Origin of the sequence: Janthinobacterium sp. TB1-E2 (genome assembly GCF_036885605.1) — a bacterium.
Taxonomy (GTDB): domain Bacteria; phylum Pseudomonadota; class Gammaproteobacteria; order Burkholderiales; family Burkholderiaceae_D; genus Janthinobacterium; species Janthinobacterium aestuarii.
The window spans coordinates 3,152,941-3,173,842 of sequence record NZ_CP142523.1 but is presented as its reverse complement, the minus strand read 5'-3'; the positions used below and the strand labels follow the sequence as shown (position 1 = coordinate 3,173,842).

Here is a 20,902-nt window from a genome sequence, read left to right as displayed (position 1 = left end):
ACAAAACATACTTTCGTTATCGTGGCATTTCCGCGACATACCGCGCCGCCACTAGCTTTTGCGCTGCACCGCAGCATGCTTCCTGGCCGTTTAAACGACATTATTTCGCAAGTCGCCCAACTATTTACTTTCGTTTTACTTTCGTATTTGACTTTTCGAAATTTAGTATTTATGCTTTCTCCAACAAACACTTTACTGACCTCTCATGACTACCCTTCTTCAGCGTGACATTCAAACCTGGCGCGACATCGGCGGCCTGCACACGGCCGAGGAAATCGCCCACCAGCCAGCCATCTGGCGCGCGCTGGCCGGCATCTTGCGCAAGGAGCAAGCGACACTGGCCGCCTTCCTCGGCGACGCGCTGTCGAACCCACAACAACGCGTCATCCTGACGGGCGCCGGCAGCTCGGCCTATGTGGGCGAAATCGTCGTCGATACCCTGAATGCGGCCTGGCCCGCGCAGATCCGCGCCATCGCCACCACGACTTTGCTGACGCACCATGAGCTATACCTGGAAGCGGACGCGCCCACCCTGCTCGTCTCGTTTGCCCGCAGCGGCGACAGCCCGGAAAGCCTGGCGGCCGTGGAGCTGCTGCGCCAGGTCGTGCCCGGCGCGCGCTTTCTGAACATCACCTGCAATGCGGACGGCAAGCTGGCGCGCCAGGGCGCAAACGACAGCAATACCTATAATCTGCTGATGCCGGAAGGCAGCTGCGACCGCGGCTTCGCCATGACCAGCAGTTTCAGCAGCATGCTGCTGGCCGCCCTGTCCGTACTGGGCAAGGACACGGATCTGTCTCGCCTGGACACCCTGGCGCAGCTGGGTGGACACGCCTTGCGCGACTGGTCGGCCCCTGTGGCGGACCTGGGTTCGACACCCGTACAGCGCGTCGTCTACCTGGGCAGCGGCCCGCTGGAAGCGCTGGCCAAGGAAGCCGCATTGAAAATCCTGGAATTGACGGGCGGCAGAGTGATGGCGATGGCGAATACGCCGCTGGGTTTCCGCCACGGCCCGAAATCGGCCGTCACCACGGAGTCGCTGGTGATCCTGCTGCGCAGCAGCAAGCCGCTGGCGCGCCAGTACGAAGACGACCTATTGAAAGAACTGCAGCGCGACAGCGTGGCGCAGCGCTGCCTGACGGTGGGCATCGGCGGCGACTTATCTGCCACCTTGTCGGCCGATGCGCCGGCCTGGCCCGACGCCTGGCTGGCCCCGCTGTGGCTGCTGATGGCGCAGCAATATGCGCTGCACCAGTCCGCACTACTGCAACTGCGCCCCGACAATCCATTCGCCGGCGGCATCGTCAACCGTGTCGTGCAAGGCGTCACCATCTATGGCCATGACCAATTCTAATCACACAGCCGGCTACCACGGCATCGACATCGGCGGCAGCAAGATGGAGCTGGTGGCGTTTGCCGACTGCGATGGCGCGCTGACGGAAGTGTTCCGCGAACGGGTCGCCACGCCGGGCGACGATTTTGCCGCCTTCGTGCAAGCCATCGTCGACCTCGTGGCGCACGGCGACGCGGTGCTGGGCACGACGGCACCCGTCGGCATCGGCTTGCCCGGCGTGATCGACAGCGCCAGCGGCCGCCAGCTCAGCTCCAACGTGCCGGCTCTGAACGGCCGCCTCGTGGCGCAAACCCTGCAGCAAGCCTTGCAGCGCCCTGTCGGCATCGGCAACGATTGCCAGTGCTTCGCCCTGTCGGAAGCGCAAGGCGGCGCGGCCGACAACGCCGCCAGCATGTTCGGCGCCATCCTCGGCACGGGCGCCGGCGGCGGCTATTGCGTGGGCGGCCAGCTGCTGCGCGGCTTTAACGGCGTGGCCGGCGAATGGGGTCACTGGAGCCTGCCCGCCACCCTGCTGGCGCAGCACGGCCTGGCCGGTTACGACTGCCCGTGCGGCAAGACGGGCTGCCTGGAACGCTACGTCTCCGGCCCCGCCATGCGCAAACTCCATATGCACTTTGGCGGCGACGGCGCCGAGCCTCTGGCCATCGTAGCCCGCGCCAACATGGGCGACGCCGTGGCCCAGCGCACGGTGGCCGTGCACCTCGACGTACTGGGCCACGCGCTGGCCGGCCTCGTGCTGGCCTACGACCCGCACGTCATCGTGCTTGGCGGCGGCCTGTCCAAACTGCCGCACCTGTACGACAAGCTGCCGGCCGCCGTGAAACGCCATCTGTTCCCCGGCGTGCACGTGCCGCCGATTCTGCCGCCCCGCTTTGGCGACGCCGGCGGCGCACGCGGCGCGGCCCTTTTGATACGACAACATACAAAGGCGTAAACATGATGAAGCAAGCGGAAAACCCGACTTTTACCCTGTCCCCGATCCAGCAAGTGATCAAGGCGCACCGCCGCGGCGAGCGCGTGGGACTGTACGCCGTCTGCTGCAGCCACCCGAGCGTGCTGCGCGCCGCCATGCGCGTGGCCAGCGAGTACGACACGGTGCTGCTGGTCGAGGCGACGTCGAACCAGGTCGACCAGTTCGGCGGCTACACGGGCATGACGCCGGCCGTTTTCCGCGACACCATGCTGGCACTGGCCCGTGAACAGGGTTTCCCCGCCAGCCGCCTCGTGCTGGGCGGCGATCATCTGGGGCCGAACGCCTGGCAGCACCTCGATGCGGCCACCGCGATGAACCACGCCGAAACCCTGATCGCCGCGTATGCGTCGGCCGGCTTCCATAAGATCCACCTCGATTGCAGCATGCGCTGTGCCGACGATCCCTTGCAGCTCGACGATGAAACAGTGGCCGCCCGTTCGGCGCGCCTGTGCATCGTCGCCGAGGAAGCGGCGGCGGCCGCCGGCTTCGCGCCGCCCGTCTACGTGATCGGTACGGAAGTACCGGTTCCCGGCGGCGAAGCATCGCTGGCACAAGCCGGCGCCGTCACCAGCCCGCAAGCGGCGCGCCGTACGCTCGACGTGCACCGCCGCGCCTTCCTCGACAAGGAATTGCATGGCGCCTGGCGCCGCGTCATCGCCATGGTGGTGCAGCCTGGCGTTGATTTCGACCAGAGCAGCATCCAGCACTACGATGCCGATGCCGCCACAGAACTGTCGGCCTTTGTCGCCGAGCAGCCCGGCCTCGTGTTCGAAGCCCACTCCACCGACTACCAGCGCGAAACGGCGCTGCACGCCATGGTGCGCGACCATTTCGCCATCCTGAAAGTGGGCCCGGCCGCCACCTTCGCGCTGCGCGAGGCGCTGTTCGCGCTGTGCCAGATCGAGGAAGAACTGCTGCCGGCGCACGCCACCTCGCAGCTGATGCAGGTGCTCGACGACGTGATGGTGGCCAAGCCGAAGAACTGGATCAAGCATTACCTGGGCACGCCGGACGAGCAGCGCCTGATGCGCCGCTACGGCTTGAGCGACCGTTGCCGCTATTACTGGGGCGAGCCGGAAGTGGCGGCCGCCGTCGCCAAGCTGCTGGCCAACCTGGACACGGTGGCCATTCCGCTGCCGCTCCTGAGCCAGCATTTGCCGGAACAGTATCTGGCCGTGGTGCAGGGCAGTTTGCCGGCACAGGCGCCGGCCCTGATCGAGCACAAGATCGGCAGCTTGCTGGCGCAATATGCGCGCGCCTGCAACCGCAATGCGGCAGTCCCCGTCATTGCCGAAGCGGCAATCTGTTAAGCTCGGTATTTTCACTTTTTACCGAGCCCGCCACCATGCGAAATACCAGCCAACGCCGTGAATCCATCCTCCAAATGCTTGCCCAGCAGGGCTCGGTGCAAGTGACCGACTTGGTGGAAAAGCTCGGCGTGTCCGCTGTCACCATCCGCAGCGACTTGAATGCGCTGGAAGCGCAAGGCATGGCCACGCGCAGCCACGGCGGCGCGACCCTGACGCGCACGCCCCCGCTTGAACACACGATACGCCAGAAGGATGCCATCAACCACGAGCAGAAGGAGCGCATCGGCGCCTATGCGGCGCGGCTGGTGGAACCGGGCGACAACATCATCATCGACTCGGGCACCACCACCATCTCGCTGGCGCGCCATCTGCGCGATGCGACGGGCGTGACGGTGGCCACGAATGGCCTGAACATCGCGTGGGAACTGGCCGACGCGCCCGGCGTGGACCTGATCCTGACGGGCGGCCTGCTGCGCAAGCAGTCGCTGTCGATCCAGGGCAGCCAGGCGGAAACCTGTCTGCAGGCCTACAGCTTCGACAAGCTGTTTCTGGGCGTCGACGGCTTCGATCTGCAGTTCGGCGTCACCACCCACCACGAAGCGGAAGCAAGCCTGAACCACAAGATGGTGGAACGGGCGAAGAAAATCATCGTCCTCACGGACGCCTCGAAGTTCGGCCGCGTCAGCCTGCACCGCATCGTGCAGCTGGACCGGGTCGATACCGTCATCACCGATGCCAGCATCAGCCAGGAGTACCGCGAAGGGCTGCAAAAGCTGGGCATCGAACTTTTTATAGCGGAATAACACATGCTGAGCGGCAGAATCCTTACCCCATCTGGCTGGATCACGGGCACCATCACCTTTGACCAGCGCATCGTCCAGATACAAGAAGACCCTGCCGCCGACAGCGCGCTGACCATCCTGCCCGGCTTCATCGACCTGCACGTGCATGGCGCGGCCGGCGTCGACATCATGGAAGGCGGGAACGCGGGCGCCACCGTGGCGCAAGTGCACGCGCGCCACGGCACCACGGCCCTGCTGGGCACGACCCTGACAGCCAAGGAACCGTCGATCCTGCGCGCCCTGCAAGGCCTGGCCGGCGTCATCGCCGAGCGCCCAGCCAACGGCGCGCGCATGCTGGGCGTGCACCTGGAAGGCCCGTTTTTGAATTTGCATCGCCTGGGCGCGCAGCCGCCCGACGTCGTGCAGGCCAGCCTGGCGCTGGTGCAGCGCTTCCACGCCATCGCCCCCATCAAGGTCTTGACCATGGCGCCGGAAATCCCCGGCCACCTGGAACTGATCCCGCAACTGGCGGCGATGGGTATCCGCGTGCAGATCGGCCACAGCGCCGGCACGTATGACGAAGGCGTGGCGGCGCTGAACGCCGGCGTGTCCGGCTTTACCCACCTGTACAACGGCATGACGGGCATGACGCATTACGACCCGGGCATGGTGGGCGCGGCCCTCGCGCATGCCGAATATGCGGAAATCATCCCCGACCTGCAGCACGTGGCCAAGGGCGCCCTGCGCGCGGCCTTGCGCGCCATCCCGCGCCTGTACGGCGTGACGGATGCCACCTCGGCCACCGGCATGCCGGACGGCGAATACGGCCTGGGCACGCAGCGCGTCTACAAATGCCTGGGCTGCGTGCGCCTGGCCACGGGTTCCCTGGCCGGCAGCGTGCTGACCATGGACCAGGCCCTGCGCAATTTCGTCGACCTGGGCCTGGACCTGGCCGACGCCTCGAACCGCTTGTCGCTGTACCCGGCCGACTACCTGGGCGAATCCGAACGGGGCCGATTGGCACCGGGCGCCTGGGCCGATATCGTCGTCCTCGATTCCCAATTACAGCCAGTGTCCGTCTTCGTCGAAGGCACGGCCATCGATCTTTCCACCCGCTAGACCATCCACAACCTCAACCCCGTCCCGGAGTTACCATGCACGACACGTCACACAAGGCCCCCGTGTGGGCCATGCGCTACCTGCTATTTATTGCCGGCATGGGGGGATTGCTGTACGGCATAGACATCGGCATCATCGCCGGCGCCCTGCCCTACCTGGAATCGACGGCCTCCGTGGCCTGGAAACTGACGGCCCAGCAGCTGAGCTTTATCGTCGCCGCCGTGCTATTGGGTTCCGTGCTGTCGTCGCTGTTCGCCGGCGCCCTGGCCGACCTCTTGGGCCGGCGCTGGGTGATGTTCCTGGCCGGCGCCCTGTTCAGCGCCAGCATCCCGCTGATCGCGCTGGCCGACGGCTACACGCCGCTGCTGCTGGGCCGTCTGCTGCAAGGCATCAGTGGCGGCTTGATCGGCGTCGTCGTGCCCCTGTACCTGGCTGAATGCCTGCCCGCGCAGCAGCGTGGACGCGGCGCCGCCCTGTTCCAGCTGCTGCTGACCATCGGCCTGGTGGCGGCCGCCCTGATCGGCCTGATGCAGGCGCAGACGGTGGAAACGGCCACGCAGGCGGCGCAAGCGTTGCCGGAAGCGGGCCGCATTGCCGCCATCTTCACGGCCAAGGACCAGGCCTGGCGCAGCATCTTCTGGGTCTGTCTGACGCCGGGCCTCGTGTTTACCGTCGGCGCCCTGCTGCTGGCCGAGTCGCCGCGCTGGCTGGCGCAACGGGGCCGCATCGAGCTGGCGCGCCAGTCGCTGCTGCGCACGCGCCTGCCCGCCGCCGCCGACGTCGAGCTGCGCGAGATGCAAGATACGCCCGAGAATACAGCCAAGGCCAGCGGCAAGGCGAAAGATCCACTGCTGAGCCGCCGCTACGTGCTGCCCTTCCTGCTCGCTTGTTTGATCCTCGCCTGCACGCAGGCGACGGGCATCAATTCCATCCTCGCTTATGTCGTCAATATCCTGAACCAGGCCGGCCTGTCGGGCGCCTCGGCCAACATGGCGGACGTCTTGCTGAAAGTACTCAATGCCGTGATGACGGTGGTGGCCGTGCTGCTGGTCGACCGCAAGGGCCGCAAGTTCCTGCTGATGCTGGGCACGGGCGGCATCGTCGTCTCGCTGCTGGCGGCCGGCCTGCTGTTCCGCGGCGCCGAAGCCCATCTGATCGACGTGCGCCCCGCCATCGCGGCGCAGGTGCAGGCCGATGGCCTGGCCCTGAACCTCGATGCGGCCGCCTTGACGGCCCTGGGCGCGGCGGCCGACGGCACGCCGCAGCAGCTGACCATCGCCTACGCCTACGGCCCGTTCACCAACGTGAAAAGCTTGCGCAGCGACGACCCCGTGCTGCGCCAGGTGACGATCGCCCGCGACGACGCCGTGCAGCCTGACAGCGTGATCGGCGTGTTCTTCCGCAAGCTGCACCTGAATCCGTTCGCCGACCCGGCCGCCGGGCGCGAAGCGCCGCTGCGCATCGAGAAGGCCAGCCTGGGCCCCGTGCCCTCGTCGACGCACGGCTGGCTGGTGGCCATTGCCATCTGCGTGTTCGTGTCCAGCTTTGCCGTGGGACCGGGCGTGTGCGTGTGGCTGGCCCTGTCCGAACTGATGCCGACGCGCATCCGCTCGAACGGCATGAGCATCGCGCTGCTCGTCAACCAGTTCGTCTCGACGGTGATCGCCGCCATCTTCCTGCCGACCGTGGGCTTGCACGGCTATTCGACCCTGTTCTTCTTTGGCGCCGGCTGCACGGTGCTGTATTTCCTGGCGGCAGCGTTTTTGCTCCCCGAAACCAAGGGCAAGACCTTGGAAGAGATCGAAGCGCACTTTGCCAAGTAAGCCAGAGTAACCAACTGTAGCAGTCTCCTTTCCAGCCCCGGGCCACCATCCGGGGCTGTTTTTTTGCCTGCCGGACAAGTTTGCGGGGCTGGCGCGCACGGCACCGTACGGTTTTCCTTCTGGAATCAAGGGCGCGTGGGCTAGAATCTGGCTGCGTCGTGCTACTCACGAGGCGGCAATGGCGCCATGACAAAAACCACCAGGAGACACAGTGAGCTTATTTAGAACCAAGAATTTGGATGACATGATCGCCCACAGCAAGAAACCGGGAGGTCTGGCGAAAGTGCTGGGGCCCTTCGACCTTGTCCTCATGGGCATAGGCGCCATCGTCGGCACGGGCATTTTCGTGCTGACCGGCACGGGCGCGCTGACGGCCGGCCCCGCCCTGTCGCTGTCGTTCGTCGTGGCGGCCGTCGCCTGCTGCTTCGCCGCCCTGTGCTATGCGGAATTCGCTTCCACCGTGCCCGTGGCCGGCTCCATCTATACCTACAGCTATGCCACTTTGGGCGAGCTGGCCGCCTGGATGATAGGCTGGGACTTGCTACTCGAGTACGGCCTGGCCGCGGCCGCCGTCTCCGTCGGCTGGTCCGGCTACTTCCAGTCGCTGCTGTCGGGCTTTGGCATCGCCCTGCCCGTCGCCCTGACGGCCGCACCCGGTGCCCTGCCTGGCGTGACCACCTTCATCAACCTGCCGGCCCTCGTCATCATGCTGCTGCTGACGGCCATGCTGGGCTGGGGCGTGCGCGAATCGGCGCGCCTGAACAACATCATGGTGGCCATCAAGGTGGGCGTGGTCCTGCTGTTCATCATCTTCGGCGCGCGCCACGTGCAGCCGGCCAACTGGCAGCCCTACATGCCCTTCGGCTACCACGGCATGCTGAGCGCCGCCGCCCTCGTCTTCTTCGCCTTCATCGGCTTTGACGCCGTCACTTCGGCCGCCGAGGAAGTCAAGAAACCGTCGCGCGACCTGCCGATCGGCATCATAGGATCCTTGGCCGTGTGCGCCGTGCTGTACGTCGTGGTGTCGGCCATCATGACGGGCATCGTGCCATATCAAAAATTCCTCGGCGTCGACCATCCCGTCTCGCTGGCCCTGCAATATGCAGGCGAAAACTGGATCGCCGGCTTCGTCGACCTGGGCGCCATCCTCGGCATGACCACCGTGATCCTCGTGATGGCCTTCGGCCAGACGCGCATCATCTTCGCCATGTCGCGCGACGGCTTGCTGCCCAAGCGCCTGTCGACCGTGCACCCGCGCTTCCACACGCCGTTCTTCGCCACCTGGCTGGTCGGCATCGTCTTCGGCCTGATCGCCGCCGTGATCCCACTCAACATCCTCGCTGAGCTGATCAACATCGGCACCCTGGCCGCCTTCACCATGGTCTCCGTCGCCGTCGTGGTGCTGCGCAAGAAGCGTCCGGACCTGCCGCGCGCCTTCCGCTGCCCTGGCGTGCCGTACGTGCCGGCGCTGGCAGTGATCCTGTGCGTGGGCCTGATGACCTTCCTCAGCTGGGTCACCTGGGTGGCCTTTACCATTTGGCTCGTGATCGGTCTGGTCATCTACTTCGGCTACGCGCGCCGCCGTTCGCTGCTGCATCCGCAACAGTAATCCCTCCACTGCGCCATCGCAGTAAGATGGCGGTCTCGCAACCCTGCAGACCGCCATCGATGCAACGCTCCCCCGACCTCATCAAACAGCTGGACCACAGCACGGACCAGCTCAAGCGCGCGCGCCTGCGCAGCATGCAGTGGCTGGCCGTTGGCTTGCTGCTGCTCGCCGCGCTGGTGTTTGCCGTGGCCCGCTCGCAGCGCGGCGGCCACCCGGCCTGGGGCTATGTGGAAGCGTTTGCCGAAGCGTCCATGGTGGGCGCGATCGCCGACTGGTTCGCCGTCGTCGCCCTATTCCGCCACCCGCTGGGCATTCCCCTGTGGCATACGGCCATCATCCCGAACAGCAAGGCCGACATCGGGCGCAGCCTGGGCGCCTTCGTGGAAAACCATTTCATTACCGAGCAAGGCATCGCCGAACGCATCGCGCAAGCCGACCCCGCCGCGCGCCTGGGCGCCTGGCTCAGTGACGAGGCCCACGCGCGGCAGCTGGGCATGGCCAGCGCCGGTGTCGCCAGACAGCTGCTGGCGATGGCCGACCACGACAAGCTGGGCCACCTGCTGCGCGAGCAGGCCAGCGGCTACCTCGGTCAATTGAACCTGTCGGACGTGGCGGCCGACTGCATCGATGCGCTGATCGCCGACGGCAAGCCGCAAGAATTGCTGGACTTCCTGCTCGACCGCGGCGCCGCCTTCCTCGACGACGAGGCGCACCACGCGGCCATCGGCGACTTCGTGCTGGGCGCCTTCCAGATCGAGAACGCGCTCGTGAAAAAGGCCGTGAAGGCGTACGAGCCGCGCATGATCGCCTCGCTGCAAAAATTCGCGCTCGCCGTGCGCATCGATCCCGGACACCCGCTGCGCCAGCGCATCGCCGGCTGGATCGCCGACAGCGCACTGCACCTGAAGGCCGACCCGCAGTGGCAGGACACGGTGCGCCGCTACCAGTTGCAACTGATCGCCAGCGACACGGTGCAAGCCATGCTGGGTGACGTGTGGAAGCACATCAGCACGCGCGTGCTGGCCGACCTGCACGCGGACCAGCCCGTGCTGGCGCAAGCCATCGCCAGCCTGGCGCGCAACACGGGCCGGGTGCTGGGCACGGACGACCATGCGCGGGCATGGCTGAACGGCGCCATCGTCGCCGGCAGCGGATCGCTAGTGCGCCGCTACCGGGGCGAAGTGGGCGCCTTCATCGCCAGCCGCCTGGACCTGTGGAGCAAGGAAGAAATGAGCGAACGCATCGAACTGGCCATCGGGCGCGACCTGCAATTCATCCGCATCAACGGCACCGTCGTGGGCGGCCTGGCCGGCTTGCTCATTTACGCCGCCAGCCAAGCGTTCTAAGCGGACTTACCAGCGCGGCACGGCGCTGGCCGGCGCCGCATGCGCAGGAAAATGCGGCAGCACTTCCTGCGCCAGTTCCTGCAGCACCTCGGGGGCCGGACGCTGGCCATGCTGGATGCCCAGTGCCGCATGGTTGACGCCCGCTTCCTGCCATTCCCCCAGCAGATCGATCAATCCCTTGCGCCCCGTGCGCAGCACATAGCCGCTGCGCACGGGCGTGCGCGGGTAGTCAGGGTCGTCCACCAGATCCAGCCACTCATTGCACATGTGCGGACGAAAGCCGCCATCCGGGATGCACTGGCGCCAGGCGCGGATCTTTTCCGCCAGCCGGCGCGGCCCGTCCGGCGTACCGGTCGCTTCCGGATACGTCAGCCAGCCATCGGCATGCCGCCCTATCCATGCCAAAGGCTGGCCCGAGGAACTGGTGACGATCAGGGGAATGGCGCCCGCCACGGGCTTGGGCAGCAGTTCGAGGCCCTCAATCCTGCCCAGCGGGCTGCTGACATGCGCGGGGCCAGGGCGCAGCAACTGGCGGAACAGGTGCACGGCCTGCGCATAGCGTTCGCCGCGCGTATCGTACGGCACGCCATACGCGGGAAATTCGCTGGCGCGGTCGCCCGAGGCCGTGCCCAGCACCAGGCGCCCGCCCGACAGCTGGTCGATGCTGGCGGCCGCCTTGGCCAAGTCGATGGGATGGCGCAGGGTAAAAATGGCGCTGCCCGTGGCCAGGGCCAGCGAGTCCGTGCGCGCCGCCAGGTAGGCGAGATAGGTCCACGGGTCGAACATCTGGCCTGCATCGCCGAAGCGCGGGTCGAACAGGGGAATATCGCGCACCCAGGCGGCGGCAAAGCCTTGCCTGTCCATGGCGGCGACCAGGTCGGCCTGGCCGGCCAGCGCCTGCATGTCGCCCTGGTAAAAGCGCAGCGGCAGATAAATGCCGAGGGTAAGCGCGCCGGGCGCGAACATGCGGCGGTAGCCGCGGTGCTGGGTGAAGGCCTGCGACGAGGCGCCTTCCGTGTTGTCATTGCTCATGCTGTTCCTCGATAAAAATCAGGCGCCCGTGGCGGGCGCGGGGATAGTGACGCCCAGCTGCACGGCCGGGCGGGCCGCCACGCGGGCGTACCAGCTGCTGACGTGGGGCCAGGCGGATAAATCGAAGCCGACGATGCGGGCGATGTGCAGCCAGCCGAAGCTGGCGATGTCGGCAATGGAATAGTCGTCGCCGGCAAGGTAGGCGTTGGCCGCCAGGCGGCCATCCATGGTGGCCAGCGCCGCGCCGCAAAGCTGGCGAAAGTGTGCCGTGGCGGCCGCATTTGCGCCTCTCTCCTCGATCTCGAAATGCACGCGCTGGCCCAGCACCGGCCCCATGCTGGCCGCATGAAATTGCAGCCAGGTGATGGCGGCCCAGCGCTGCGCGGGCGCCGCGGGCAACAGCCGCCCCGTCTTCTCGGCCAGGTACAGCAAGATGGCGGCCGATTCGAACACGGTGATGCCTGTCTCGTGGTCGACCAGCACGGGAATGCGCCCGTGCGGATTGAGGGCCAGGAATGCGGGCAGCCGGTGTTCGCCCTGTTCGATACGCACATGGCGCAATCGATACGGCAAGCCCAGTTCGGCCAGTGCGATGGTGGCCTTGAAGCCGTTGGGCGAGCTGTCGGTGTAGAGTTCAAGCGAACCCGCGGGGGATGTGATGCTGTGCATGGAGTATCCTATCGATATAGTTTTACTGAAGTAAAATAAGCGTTGCAAACACCGCCATCCTCGCTCTTATTTTCAGCGAATGGAAACGATGATTTTTGCTGTCTTACTATAGAAAAACTATATCGATGAAACATCCTTTACCGCTCCAGGCACTGCGCGCCTTTGTCGAAGTGGGCCAACGCGGCAGCATCAAGGCCGCCGCCGAAGCGCTGCACGTGACGTCGGGCGCCGTCAGCCAGCAAATCCGCCTGCTGGAAGAACGGGTCGGCATGCCCCTGTTTACGCGCGAACGCCAGGGCTTGCGCCTGACCGAAGCGGGCGCCATGGTCCACCCCACCCTGCTGGGTGCCTTTGCGCAGATCGCCGGCGCCAGCCAGGCGCTGGAAGACATGGGTGGGCGCCAGACGCTCACCGTCAGCACGGTCGCCACCTTTGCCGCCGCGTGGCTGGTGCCGCGCCTGGGCCGCTTCAACCAGCGCCACCCGCAAATCGAGGTGCGCGTGGAAGCCACGTCGGCGCTGGTCGACCTGCGCCGCGACAGGGTCGACGTGGCCTTGCGCCACGGCTTGGGAGATTATCCGGGCTTGCAGGTGACGCGATTGATGGCACCCGTGCTGGTGCCCGTCGCCAGCCCCGCCCTGATGGCAGGCCAGCCGCCCATCGCCACGCCCGGCGATTGCCTGCGCTACCCGCTGCTGCACGATACGGACCGCGCCGACTGGCCCTTGTGGCTGGCCGCGCATGGCGCCCCGGACGGCAGCGCGGATGCGGCGCGGGCGCTGCGCGGCTCGGCCTTCGAAGATGATTTTCTGTTGATACGCGCGGCCGAGGCGGGACAGGGACTGGCCCTGGTGCCGCAGCTGTACGCGCAGGAGGAAATCGCCGCGGGACGCCTGGTGCAAGTGCTGGACTTGCCCTGGCCCGCGCGCTTTGCCTACTACCTGGTGACGCGGCCCGACGCGGCCACGCGCCCTGCCGTCCAGGCATTCATGGCATGGATACGCGAGGAGGCGCAGGCCGCGCGCTAGAGTCCATGCTCGCCTGCCGCGCACGACACGACGCCGCACATGGCGCTGAACGGCGCCGGCATGCCGGCGCGTCCCGTGGCGATGCAGGCCGCGGCTGGCACCACAGCCAGCAGCAGTGCCAGGTAAGCGATCGCCTTCAGGCGCTGCATGGATAAATGGCGGACCTGCGCCCCGTGTGGATAGCCCTTGCCCGCCTCTACGCTGCCCCTTGCCGACATCTTCGTATGCATGTCCGTCTCCTCTCTCCACAGTGAATGGTGTTGCTTCACTGCATTTTGCTACATAAATTTACCGAATACAATAAATAAATTCACGAAAAAATCGTTTTTTCTTTCCAGTCGCAAGAAGGACGAAGGCGAAAATTCTGCTCCCCATAGAGGGAAATGACGCGCCACCTGCTTTTACATCACTCGACTCCTGATTTACCTGTGTCAAAAATCCAAATAAAATCATGAAAATCACAATATTCGTTGAAATCATTTTTATTTGATGTATGATGAGTATAAAGGAGCACCCAAGGCGATTCGGCAGACCTCTTTGCCTCGACCGCCCGGCATCTCCACCTTCTTTGTAGGGGACAAGCAGATGAACAGAATCCTGGCCTTGCGCCTGCTCGACGCCGCCGATGACGCCGCCATCATCATCGATGCGGGCTCGCGCATCCGCTATGCGAACGACGCCATGTATGCGCTGAGCGGCTATGCCGCGGGCAGCTTGCCGGGCCAGCAAATCGAGGCGCTGCTGCCCGACGCCGTGCGCGAGCAGCATGGCGCGCAGATCGGCGCGTATCTGGCCGGCTACAAGAAGTCCCGGGTGCTCGGTCACAAGCGCCATTTCGCCATTCGGCACCGCGATGGCACGATGCTGCCCATCGTGCTCAAGGCCATGGACCTGGGCACCCTGGACGACGAAAACTTCATGGGCGCCTTTTTCATCGACCAGCGCCGCGAACTGGCCATCGAACAGCAGAACGCGGCCCGCTGGCAGCAGTTGCAGCGCATCGCCCTCAGCGATCCCCTGACCCAGCTGCCCAACCGCCGCGCCTTCGAGATCGACGCCGTGCGCACGGCGGCGCGCTCCAGGCGCTCGGGCCACCCGATGACCATCGGCATCGCCGACATCGACTTCTTCAAGCGGGTCAATGACCAGCATGGCCATGCGGCCGGCGACGCCGTGCTGCAAGCCATCGCGGCCATCATCCTGGCCCAGGCACGGGCCGCCGATGTCGTCGCCCGCGTGGGCGGCGAGGAATTCGGCTTGCTGTTCCCCCATACGGACCTGGCCAGGGCGCGCCAGGTGGCCGAGCGCATCCGCCTTGCCGTGGCCGCGGCACAAGTCGAGTTCGAGCACGCGCCCATCGCGGTGACGATCAGCATCGGCCTGGCGCCGCTGCCTGCGGATGGCGACTGGAAAGCCGGCTTCACGCAGGCCGACGCCGCCCTGTACCAGGCCAAGAAAAATGGCCGCAACCGCGTCGAGCAGGCTTGAACCCCGCCCGGCGATCCTCGCAGTCCCATGCAGTACGCAGCACCTGACAGGAGCAAGCACATGGAAACGACCACGACACATGCCGCCGCAGCGGGCCAACGGGCGCAAGCGGGCGCACGGGAATTGCTGGTCTTCGGACTCGGCAAGGAGGAATACGCGATCGACATCGGCCTGGTGCAGGAAATCCGCGGCTACGGCGCCGTCACCCGCATCGCCAACGCGCCCGCCTTCCTCAAGGGCTTCATCCACCTGCGCGGCAGCATCGTGCCGCTGGCCGACCTGCGCATCGCGCTGGGCCAGGCCGAGCCCGCGTACGATGCCTCGACGGTGGTGATCATCCTCGTCTTCGCGCATGGCGCCACCGGCATCGTGGTCGACCGCGTGGCCGATGTGGTGCCGCTGGCGCCGGGGCAGATCAAGCCACCGCCGCAGCTGCACGGCTCGGCCATGGCCGGCCACGTGACGGCCATCGGCGCCCTCGGCGAGCGCATGCTGATCGTGCTCGACATGGACAGCCTGCTGGCGGGCCTGGGCATGCACGCCACGGGCGAGCTGGCGGCCTGAACCAGCCGCCGCCGTCCGTCCGCCACCTGACCGCCATCCGCCGGAGACACCATGAGCATCCTGATCGTCGATGACAACGACACCAACCTGAGCCTGCTATCGACCCTGGCGTCCAAGGCCAGCAGCATCGAGACGGTCTGCATGAGCGATCCCGTCGATGCGCTGTACTGGTGCGAATCGCACGTGCCGGACCTGGTCTTGCTCGACTACCGGATGCCCAGCCTGTCGGGCAACGAGTTCCTCAGCATTTTCCGCAAGATGGGCGGCATGGCCGACATCCCCATCATCATGGTGACCACGGAAAACGACCGCGCCGTGCGCAAGCAGGCCTTTTCGCTGGGCGTCACCGAGTTTCTCACCAAGCCCGTCGACACCATCGAATTCAGCCTGCGCGTGCGCAATCTGCTGGCCCTGCGCACGGCGCAAACCATGCTGGCCGACCGCGCCAAGCTGCTCGAACACGAAGTGGCCCAGGCCATCGCCAACGTCACGGCCAGGGAGATGGAACTGGTCACGCGCCTGGCGCGGGCGGCCGAATTCCGCGACCCGGAAACGGGCGCCCACATCATGCGCATGGCGCGCTACTCGGCGCTGATCGCCAGGAACCTGGGCATGGATGCGCAGTGGCAGGAGCTGCTGCTCAAGGCGGCGCCCATGCACGACGTGGGCAAGCTGGCCACGCCCGACCATATCCTGCTCAAGCCGGGACGGCTCGACCCCGATGAAATGGCCATCATGCGCCTGCATGCGAAGATCGGCGGCCATATCCTCGCCGGCAGCGATTCGCCGCTGATCCGCCTGGCCGAGGAAATCGCCTGCGGCCACCACGAAAAATATGACGGCAGCGGCTATCCGGACGGCCTGGCGGGCGAGCAGATACCGCTGTCGGCGCGCATCGTCGCCGTGGCCGACGTCTTCGACGCGCTCAGCTCGGAGCGCCCGTACAAGCCGGCCTGGCCTCTGGCGCAGGCGCGCCAGTACCTCGAGGAAAACCGGGGCAGCCATTTCTGCCCGCTGTGCCTCGACGCCTTCCTGGACGCCTGGGACGAGGTGCTCGCCATCCGCGACAGCCTGCCCGACCCTGTCCAGCCACACGCCCACCCACTGTAAGCGAGGAGCCTGCCATGCGCGTGCAACAACTGATCCTGAACAGCCATGCCGACTTCGATGCGGCCCTGGCGCCGCTGGCCGCCATGGCCCCCGACCTGGTGCTGGTCTTCGGCGCCTGCCCCTACTTTGCCACGCCAGGATTGAGCGCGGCGCTGCGCCGGCAGCTGCCCGGCGCCGTCATCGCCGGCTGCTCCACGGCGGGCGAGATCGCCGGCAAGCGCGTCCACGACGACAGCTGCGTCATCACGGCCATCCGCTTCGCCCACACCACGGTGGCGATTGCCGATGCCATCATCTGCGACATGGCCGATTCGCACGACGCGGGCGAGCGCCTGGCGCAGGCCCTGCCGCACGATGGCCTGACGGCCGTCTTCATGCTGGGCACGGGCGTGGCCATCAACGGCAGCGCCCTGATCGCCGGCCTGCAGGCGAACCTGCCGCCTGGCGTGACGGTGTCGGGCGGACTGGCGGCGGACGGCGGCGCCTTCCTCCAGACGTGGACCCTGGGCCCGCGCGGCGCGGCCGACAATACCATCGTCGCCGTCGGCCTGTACGGCGAACGCATCCGCCTCGGCTACGGCAGCCATGCGGGCTGGGAAGCGTTCGGCCCCGCGCGCAAGGTGACGCGCTGCGTCGACAACGTGCTGTATGGCCTCGATGGCGCGCGGGCGCTCGACATCTACAAGCTGTACCTGGGCGACCATGCGCGCGACCTGCCCGCTTCAGGCCTGCTGTTCCCGTTTGAAATGCTCACGGCCGCGCATGAAAAAAGCAATGTGTTTCGCACCATCCTCGCCGTCGATGAAGAGCAAGGTTCGCTGACCCTGGCCGGCGACATCCTCGCCGACGGTTACCTGAGACTGATGCATTCCAGTACCAACCGGCTGATCGACGGGGCCGAGACGGCCGCGCGCGGCGTCGCCCCCCACGCCGATGCGCAGGGCGACCAGCTGGCCCTGCTGGTCAGCTGCGTAGGGCGCAAGCTGGTGATGGGCGACCGGGCCGAGGAAGAGGTCGAAGCGGTGGCCGACCTGCTGGGCGGCGCGCCCTGCATCGCAGGTTTTTACTCGAACGGCGAAATCGGCATCGCCCAGCCGCATGGCGCATGCCAGCTGCATAACCAGACGATGACCGTGACTGTATTGAGCGAAGCATGAACCGCACCCTGGCACGCCAATTGAACCGCGTCTGCGATATCGACTCGGACGCCGCCTGCGCCGCCCTGCTGGAACAGGCGCAAGCACTGTGCGGGCGGGCGGACACGCCGCCCGAACTGGCCGGTTTCCTGGCCGGCTTGCCAGCCCTGCTGCAGCGCATCGACGGCGCCTACGAACAGTCCGAACGCGACCTCGACCTGCGCTCGCGCAGCCTGGAACTGAGTTCGAATGAACTGAGCATGACGAATGACCTGCTGCGCACGGAGCTGGCCAGCCGTAACCGCGTGATCCAGTCGCTGCGCGTGGCGGCCGTGCGCCTGCTCGACAACAACGATTCCGGCCTGCGCCTGCCGCAGGAAGACGATATCGAGGGCCTGTCGGTGCTGCTGGCCGAACTGGTGTCGCAGCAGGAACTGCGCCGCATCGAATTGCAGAACCAGCGCTTTGCGATGGACCAGCACGCGATTGTCAGCATCACGGACACGGCCGGCGTCATCATCTACGTCAACGACAAGTTCTGCGCCATCAGCGGCTTCGCGCGCGAAGAGCTGGTCGGCAAGACGCACCGCCTGATCAATTCGCGCGCGCATCCGGACGCCTTCTTTGCGCAGATGTGGCAAACCATTACTTCCGGCCACGTGTGGCACGGCGAAATCTGCAACCATGCCAAGGATGGCGGGCAATACTGGGTCGACGCCACCATCGTGCCCTTCCTCGACGCGGCCGGCAAGCCGTATCAGTACATCGCCATCCGCACGGAAATCAGCGACAGCAAGCGCATGGCCGAGACCATCGCGAAAAGCGAGCGCGAATACCGCAACGTCGTCAACAGCCTCAACGAGGTGGTCTTCCGCACGGACCTGCACGGCGCCTGGACCTTCCTCAACCCCGCCTGGCACACCATCACGGGCTTTGGCGCTGCCGGCAGCCTGGGCAAGAGCGTGCTGCAATTCGTCGATCCGCGCGACCGCGACCGCGCCGCGGCCGGCCTGTCCCAGCTGCTGGGCGGCCAGGTGGACAGCATGCGCCATGAAGCGCGCTACGTGACCCGCGATGGCGACGTGCGCTGGATCGACGTGTGCGCGCGCGCCGAACGCGATGGCCTGGGGCGGCTGGCTGGCATCACGGGCAGCCTGACGGACATCACGGAGCGGCGCCAGGCGGCGCGCGAGCTGCGCCACAACCTCAACTTCGTCGATGCGCTGATCGAAACCATCCCTATCCCCTTGTACCTGAAGGATGTGCAGGGCCGCTACCTGCGCGCCAACCGCGCCTTCTGCGCCTTCTTCCACCTCGACCAGGCGCGCATCCCGGGCCTGACGGTGGCCGACATCCTGCCGCAGCAGCAGGCGCGGCAAGCGCTGCAGCACGACCTGGCGCTGCTGCAGGACCGGGGCAACCAGTCGTATGAGGACCGGCTGACCGTCGGCACGCGGCAGGTCGATGTCCTGTGCAGCAAGGCGGCCCTGCTGAAGTCCGACGGCAGCCTGCACGGCCTGGTGGGCACCATCGTCGACATTTCCAGTCAAAAGGCGGCCGAGCGCGCGCTGCTGCTGGCCAAGGAAGTGGCCGAATCGGCCAGCCGCTCGAAGAGCGAATTCCTGGCCAACATGAGCCACGAGATCCGCACGCCGATGAACGGCATCCTCGGCATGACGGACCTGGTGCTCGATTCCGATCTCGATGCCCACCAGCGCAAATACCTGGAAATCGTCAAAGCCTCGGCCGACGCCCTGCTGTGCATCATCAACGACATCCTCGATTTCTCGAAGATCGAGGCGGGCATGCTGACCCTGGAAAGCATCCCCTTCGACCTGCGCCAGCTGCTGCAGGAAACCATGCGCGCGCACGCCATGCGGGCGCAGACCAGCGGCCTGGAACTGGTGCTCGACGTCGATCCCGCGCTGCCGCACACCCTGCTCGGCGACCCGGGCCGGCTGCGCCAGGTGCTGACCAATCTCGCGGGCAACGCCATCAAGTTCACGCCGCATGGCGAGGTGGTCGTCAGCGCCCGGCTGCGCGCCAGCGGCGATGGCGTGGCCAGCCTGCGCCTGAGCGTGCGCGACACGGGCATCGGCATCGCCGCCGACATGCAGGAGGCCGTCTTCGACGCCTTCCAGCAGGAAGACGGGTCGACCACGCGGCGCTTCGGCGGCACGGGACTGGGCCTGTCGATCACGCGCCGCCTGGTGACGATGATGGATGGCGGCATCGGCCTGACGAGCGAACTGGGCAAGGGCAGCTGCTTCACCGTGGACCTGGCCCTGCCCATCGGCGAGCAGCAGCCCCTGGCGCCGCCGCCCGGCGCCTCGCTGGCCGCACGCAACATCCTGCTGGTGGACGACAATCCCAGCAGCCTGACCATCCTGCGCCGGATCTTCGAGCACAGCGGCGCCACGGTCACCGCCTGCGAGTCGGGCGAGGCGGCGCTGGCGCACTGCCGCGGCGCCTTGCCGGCGGACTGCATCATCATGGACTTCGCCATGCCCGGCATGAACGGCTTCGACACGGCATCGGCGCTGGCCGCCCTGCCCCACTGGAGCCAGGCGCCCATCGTCATGCTGTCGTCCTGCGGCAGCCTGGGCGACGCGGCGCGCTGCCGCGAACTAGGCATTGGCGGCTACCTGCTCAAGCCTGCCAGCCCCGAGGAATTGCTGACCGTCGCCATGAGCGTGCTGGGCACCCGCCGCGGCATGCCCAGCGCCGCGCCCGTGGCGACGCGCCAGGCCGTACGCGAAAGCATGCCCGGCCTGGACATCCTGCTCGTCGAGGACAACGCCATGAACCGCGAACTGGCCACGGTGCTGCTGTCGAATGCGGGCCACCGCGTCACGCACGCGGCAAACGGCCGCATCGCCCTCGATTGCCAGGCCGCCGGCCATTTCGACATGATCCTGATGGACTTGCAAATGCCGGAGATGGGCGGTTTCGAAGCCACCGCGCAGATCCGCGCGCGCGAAGCGCAAGGCATGCCGCGGAGCGTCATCATCGCCATGACAGCCAGCGCCCTCGAAGGCGACCGGGAACGCTGCATCGCCGGGGGCATGGACGACTACCTGTCCAAGCCGTTCCGCACGGCCGCCTTCCACAGCCTGATCGAGCAGCATGTGCTGCAGATAAACAAACAGACGCCGCGCTTCGGCTACGGCGCCGCGCTGGCCCAGGCCGACGCCGACGTGATCGGCATCATCGGCGCATCGTTCCTGACCGGCTTGCCGGCGCAGCTGGAGGCACTGCGCACGGCACTGCGCGCGGGCGACCGGGCCACCGTCAGCCGGCAGGCGCACACGCTGGCCGGCTTGCTGGCCAATTTCCGCGCCGCACCGGCCGTCGCCATCGCCGCCGCCATCGAGCGCGAAGCGGCAACGGCGCCGCAGGGTGCGCTGCTGGCGCGGCTCGATGCGCTGGAAGAGCAGCTGCGGCTGTTTGTGCAGGAAACGGACACGGCCATCCAGGCGGCAAGCCACATGCTGCACGCATCCGGCCAAACTTGATGTAGATCATAATTTTTTAAACAAGCTCTTGCTATCCTGTAAAA

Annotated in this window: 17 protein-coding genes; 14 read left to right on the top strand and 3 right to left on the bottom strand. The window is 66.5% G+C overall.

Annotation, left to right across the window (positions count from 1 at the left end; translation table 11 throughout):
* The first annotated feature begins 205 nt into the window (after positions 1–205).
* The 8 genes from OPV09_RS14140 to OPV09_RS14105 all read left to right on the top strand — a co-directional run bounded on the left by OPV09_RS14140 (position 206) and on the right by OPV09_RS14105 (position 10,316).
* Positions 206–1,354: a tagatose-6-phosphate ketose isomerase gene (locus tag OPV09_RS14140; RefSeq protein WP_338678537.1), complete on the top strand. Its 1,149-nt coding sequence runs from the start codon at positions 206–208 to the stop codon at positions 1,352–1,354.
* Positions 1,341–2,288, top strand: a complete 948-nt coding sequence (locus OPV09_RS14135; RefSeq protein WP_338678536.1) for an ROK family protein — start codon at positions 1,341–1,343, stop codon at positions 2,286–2,288. The genes OPV09_RS14140 and OPV09_RS14135 overlap by 14 nt, the downstream gene beginning before the upstream one ends.
* A 5-nt stretch (positions 2,289–2,293) precedes the next feature.
* Positions 2,294–3,637 (top strand): D-tagatose-bisphosphate aldolase, class II, non-catalytic subunit, encoded by a 1,344-nt coding sequence (locus OPV09_RS14130; RefSeq protein ID WP_338682301.1) that lies wholly within the window; start codon positions 2,294–2,296, stop codon positions 3,635–3,637.
* Between the two features lie 35 nt (positions 3,638–3,672).
* Positions 3,673–4,440 carry a DeoR family transcriptional regulator gene (locus tag OPV09_RS14125; RefSeq protein ID WP_034751280.1) on the top strand — a complete coding sequence of 256 codons (768 nt, stop codon included), beginning with the start codon at positions 3,673–3,675 and terminating at the stop codon, positions 4,438–4,440.
* A 3-nt stretch (positions 4,441–4,443) separates the two neighbouring features.
* Positions 4,444–5,538, top strand: a complete 1,095-nt coding sequence (locus OPV09_RS14120; protein ID WP_338678535.1) for an N-acetylglucosamine-6-phosphate deacetylase — start codon at positions 4,444–4,446, stop codon at positions 5,536–5,538.
* A 35-nt stretch (positions 5,539–5,573) separates the two neighbouring features.
* On the top strand, positions 5,574–7,361 hold the full coding sequence (locus tag OPV09_RS14115) for an MFS transporter (RefSeq protein ID WP_338678534.1): 1,788 nt from the start codon (positions 5,574–5,576) through the stop codon (positions 7,359–7,361).
* A 211-nt stretch (positions 7,362–7,572) separates the two neighbouring features.
* On the top strand, positions 7,573–8,970 hold the full coding sequence (locus OPV09_RS14110) for an amino acid permease (protein WP_034751289.1): 1,398 nt from the start codon (positions 7,573–7,575) through the stop codon (positions 8,968–8,970).
* A 59-nt stretch (positions 8,971–9,029) separates the two neighbouring features.
* Positions 9,030–10,316: a DUF445 domain-containing protein gene (locus OPV09_RS14105; protein ID WP_338678533.1), complete on the top strand. Its 1,287-nt coding sequence runs from the start codon at positions 9,030–9,032 to the stop codon at positions 10,314–10,316.
* Positions 10,317–10,322: 6 nt separating this feature from the next.
* Here the strand turns inward: OPV09_RS14105 and OPV09_RS14100 are convergent, their stop codons facing one another.
* A complete protein-coding gene (locus OPV09_RS14100) occupies positions 10,323–11,348 on the bottom strand; it encodes an LLM class oxidoreductase (protein WP_338678532.1) in 1,026 nt (341 codons plus the stop codon).
* 18 nt (positions 11,349–11,366) lie between these two features.
* Positions 11,367–12,017 (bottom strand): glutathione S-transferase family protein, encoded by a 651-nt coding sequence (locus tag OPV09_RS14095; protein ID WP_338678531.1) that lies wholly within the window; start codon positions 12,015–12,017, stop codon positions 11,367–11,369.
* Between the two features lie 125 nt (positions 12,018–12,142).
* Here OPV09_RS14095 and OPV09_RS14090 point away from each other — a divergent pair, with 125 nt between their 5' ends.
* Positions 12,143–13,045, top strand: a complete 903-nt coding sequence (locus OPV09_RS14090; protein ID WP_338678530.1) for a LysR substrate-binding domain-containing protein — start codon at positions 12,143–12,145, stop codon at positions 13,043–13,045.
* Here OPV09_RS14090 and OPV09_RS14085 read toward each other — a convergent pair.
* Positions 13,042–13,275, bottom strand: coding sequence for a hypothetical protein (locus tag OPV09_RS14085; RefSeq protein WP_338678529.1), 234 nt, complete (start codon positions 13,273–13,275; stop codon positions 13,042–13,044). The two genes, OPV09_RS14090 and OPV09_RS14085, sit on opposite strands and share 4 nt — an antisense overlap.
* Before the next feature lie 355 nt (positions 13,276–13,630).
* On the opposite strand from OPV09_RS14085, the gene OPV09_RS14080 reads away from it, so the two are divergent.
* Genes OPV09_RS14080 through OPV09_RS14060 form a run of 5 tightly spaced genes read left to right on the top strand, consistent with a single transcriptional unit; the run spans position 13,631 to position 20,858 of the window.
* Positions 13,631–14,533, top strand: a complete 903-nt coding sequence (locus tag OPV09_RS14080; RefSeq protein WP_338678528.1) for a GGDEF domain-containing protein — start codon at positions 13,631–13,633, stop codon at positions 14,531–14,533.
* Between the two features lie 60 nt (positions 14,534–14,593).
* Positions 14,594–15,097, top strand: a complete 504-nt coding sequence (locus OPV09_RS14075; protein ID WP_338678527.1) for a chemotaxis protein CheW — start codon at positions 14,594–14,596, stop codon at positions 15,095–15,097.
* A 51-nt stretch (positions 15,098–15,148) separates the two neighbouring features.
* Entirely contained in the window at positions 15,149–16,207 is a 1,059-nt protein-coding gene (locus OPV09_RS14070) for an HD domain-containing phosphohydrolase (RefSeq protein ID WP_219329459.1), read from the top strand.
* A gap of 14 nt (positions 16,208–16,221) precedes the next feature.
* Positions 16,222–17,364 carry an FIST signal transduction protein gene (locus OPV09_RS14065; protein WP_338682221.1) on the top strand — a complete coding sequence of 381 codons (1,143 nt, stop codon included), beginning with the start codon at positions 16,222–16,224 and terminating at the stop codon, positions 17,362–17,364.
* Positions 17,361–20,858, top strand: coding sequence for a PAS domain S-box protein (locus OPV09_RS14060; RefSeq protein WP_338682220.1), 3,498 nt, complete (start codon positions 17,361–17,363; stop codon positions 20,856–20,858). The genes OPV09_RS14065 and OPV09_RS14060 overlap by 4 nt, the downstream gene beginning before the upstream one ends.
* Positions 20,859–20,902 lie beyond the last annotated feature (44 nt).

Bases quoted from the DNA above. Each gene is read 5' to 3' on its own strand.
- OPV09_RS14140 (WP_338678537.1), top strand. From the start codon at position 206: ATGACTACCCTTCTTCAGCGTGACATTCAAACCTGGCGCGACATCGGC.
- OPV09_RS14135 (WP_338678536.1), top strand. From the start codon at position 1,341: ATGACCAATTCTAATCACACAGCCGGCTACCACGGCATCGACATCGGC.
- OPV09_RS14130 (WP_338682301.1), top strand. From the start codon at position 2,294: ATGAAGCAAGCGGAAAACCCGACTTTTACCCTGTCCCCGATCCAGCAA.
- OPV09_RS14125 (WP_034751280.1), top strand. From the start codon at position 3,673: ATGCGAAATACCAGCCAACGCCGTGAATCCATCCTCCAAATGCTTGCC.
- OPV09_RS14120 (WP_338678535.1), top strand. From the start codon at position 4,444: ATGCTGAGCGGCAGAATCCTTACCCCATCTGGCTGGATCACGGGCACC.
- OPV09_RS14115 (WP_338678534.1), top strand. From the start codon at position 5,574: ATGCACGACACGTCACACAAGGCCCCCGTGTGGGCCATGCGCTACCTG.
- OPV09_RS14105 (WP_338678533.1), top strand. From the start codon at position 9,030: ATGCAACGCTCCCCCGACCTCATCAAACAGCTGGACCACAGCACGGAC.
- OPV09_RS14100 (WP_338678532.1), bottom strand. From the start codon at position 11,348: ATGAGCAATGACAACACGGAAGGCGCCTCGTCGCAGGCCTTCACCCAG.
- OPV09_RS14095 (WP_338678531.1), bottom strand. From the start codon at position 12,017: ATGCACAGCATCACATCCCCCGCGGGTTCGCTTGAACTCTACACCGAC.
- OPV09_RS14090 (WP_338678530.1), top strand. From the start codon at position 12,143: ATGAAACATCCTTTACCGCTCCAGGCACTGCGCGCCTTTGTCGAAGTG.
- OPV09_RS14085 (WP_338678529.1), bottom strand. From the start codon at position 13,275: ATGCATACGAAGATGTCGGCAAGGGGCAGCGTAGAGGCGGGCAAGGGC.
- OPV09_RS14080 (WP_338678528.1), top strand. From the start codon at position 13,631: ATGAACAGAATCCTGGCCTTGCGCCTGCTCGACGCCGCCGATGACGCC.
- OPV09_RS14075 (WP_338678527.1), top strand. From the start codon at position 14,594: ATGGAAACGACCACGACACATGCCGCCGCAGCGGGCCAACGGGCGCAA.
- OPV09_RS14070 (WP_219329459.1), top strand. From the start codon at position 15,149: ATGAGCATCCTGATCGTCGATGACAACGACACCAACCTGAGCCTGCTA.
- OPV09_RS14065 (WP_338682221.1), top strand. From the start codon at position 16,222: ATGCGCGTGCAACAACTGATCCTGAACAGCCATGCCGACTTCGATGCG.
- OPV09_RS14060 (WP_338682220.1), top strand. From the start codon at position 17,361: ATGAACCGCACCCTGGCACGCCAATTGAACCGCGTCTGCGATATCGAC.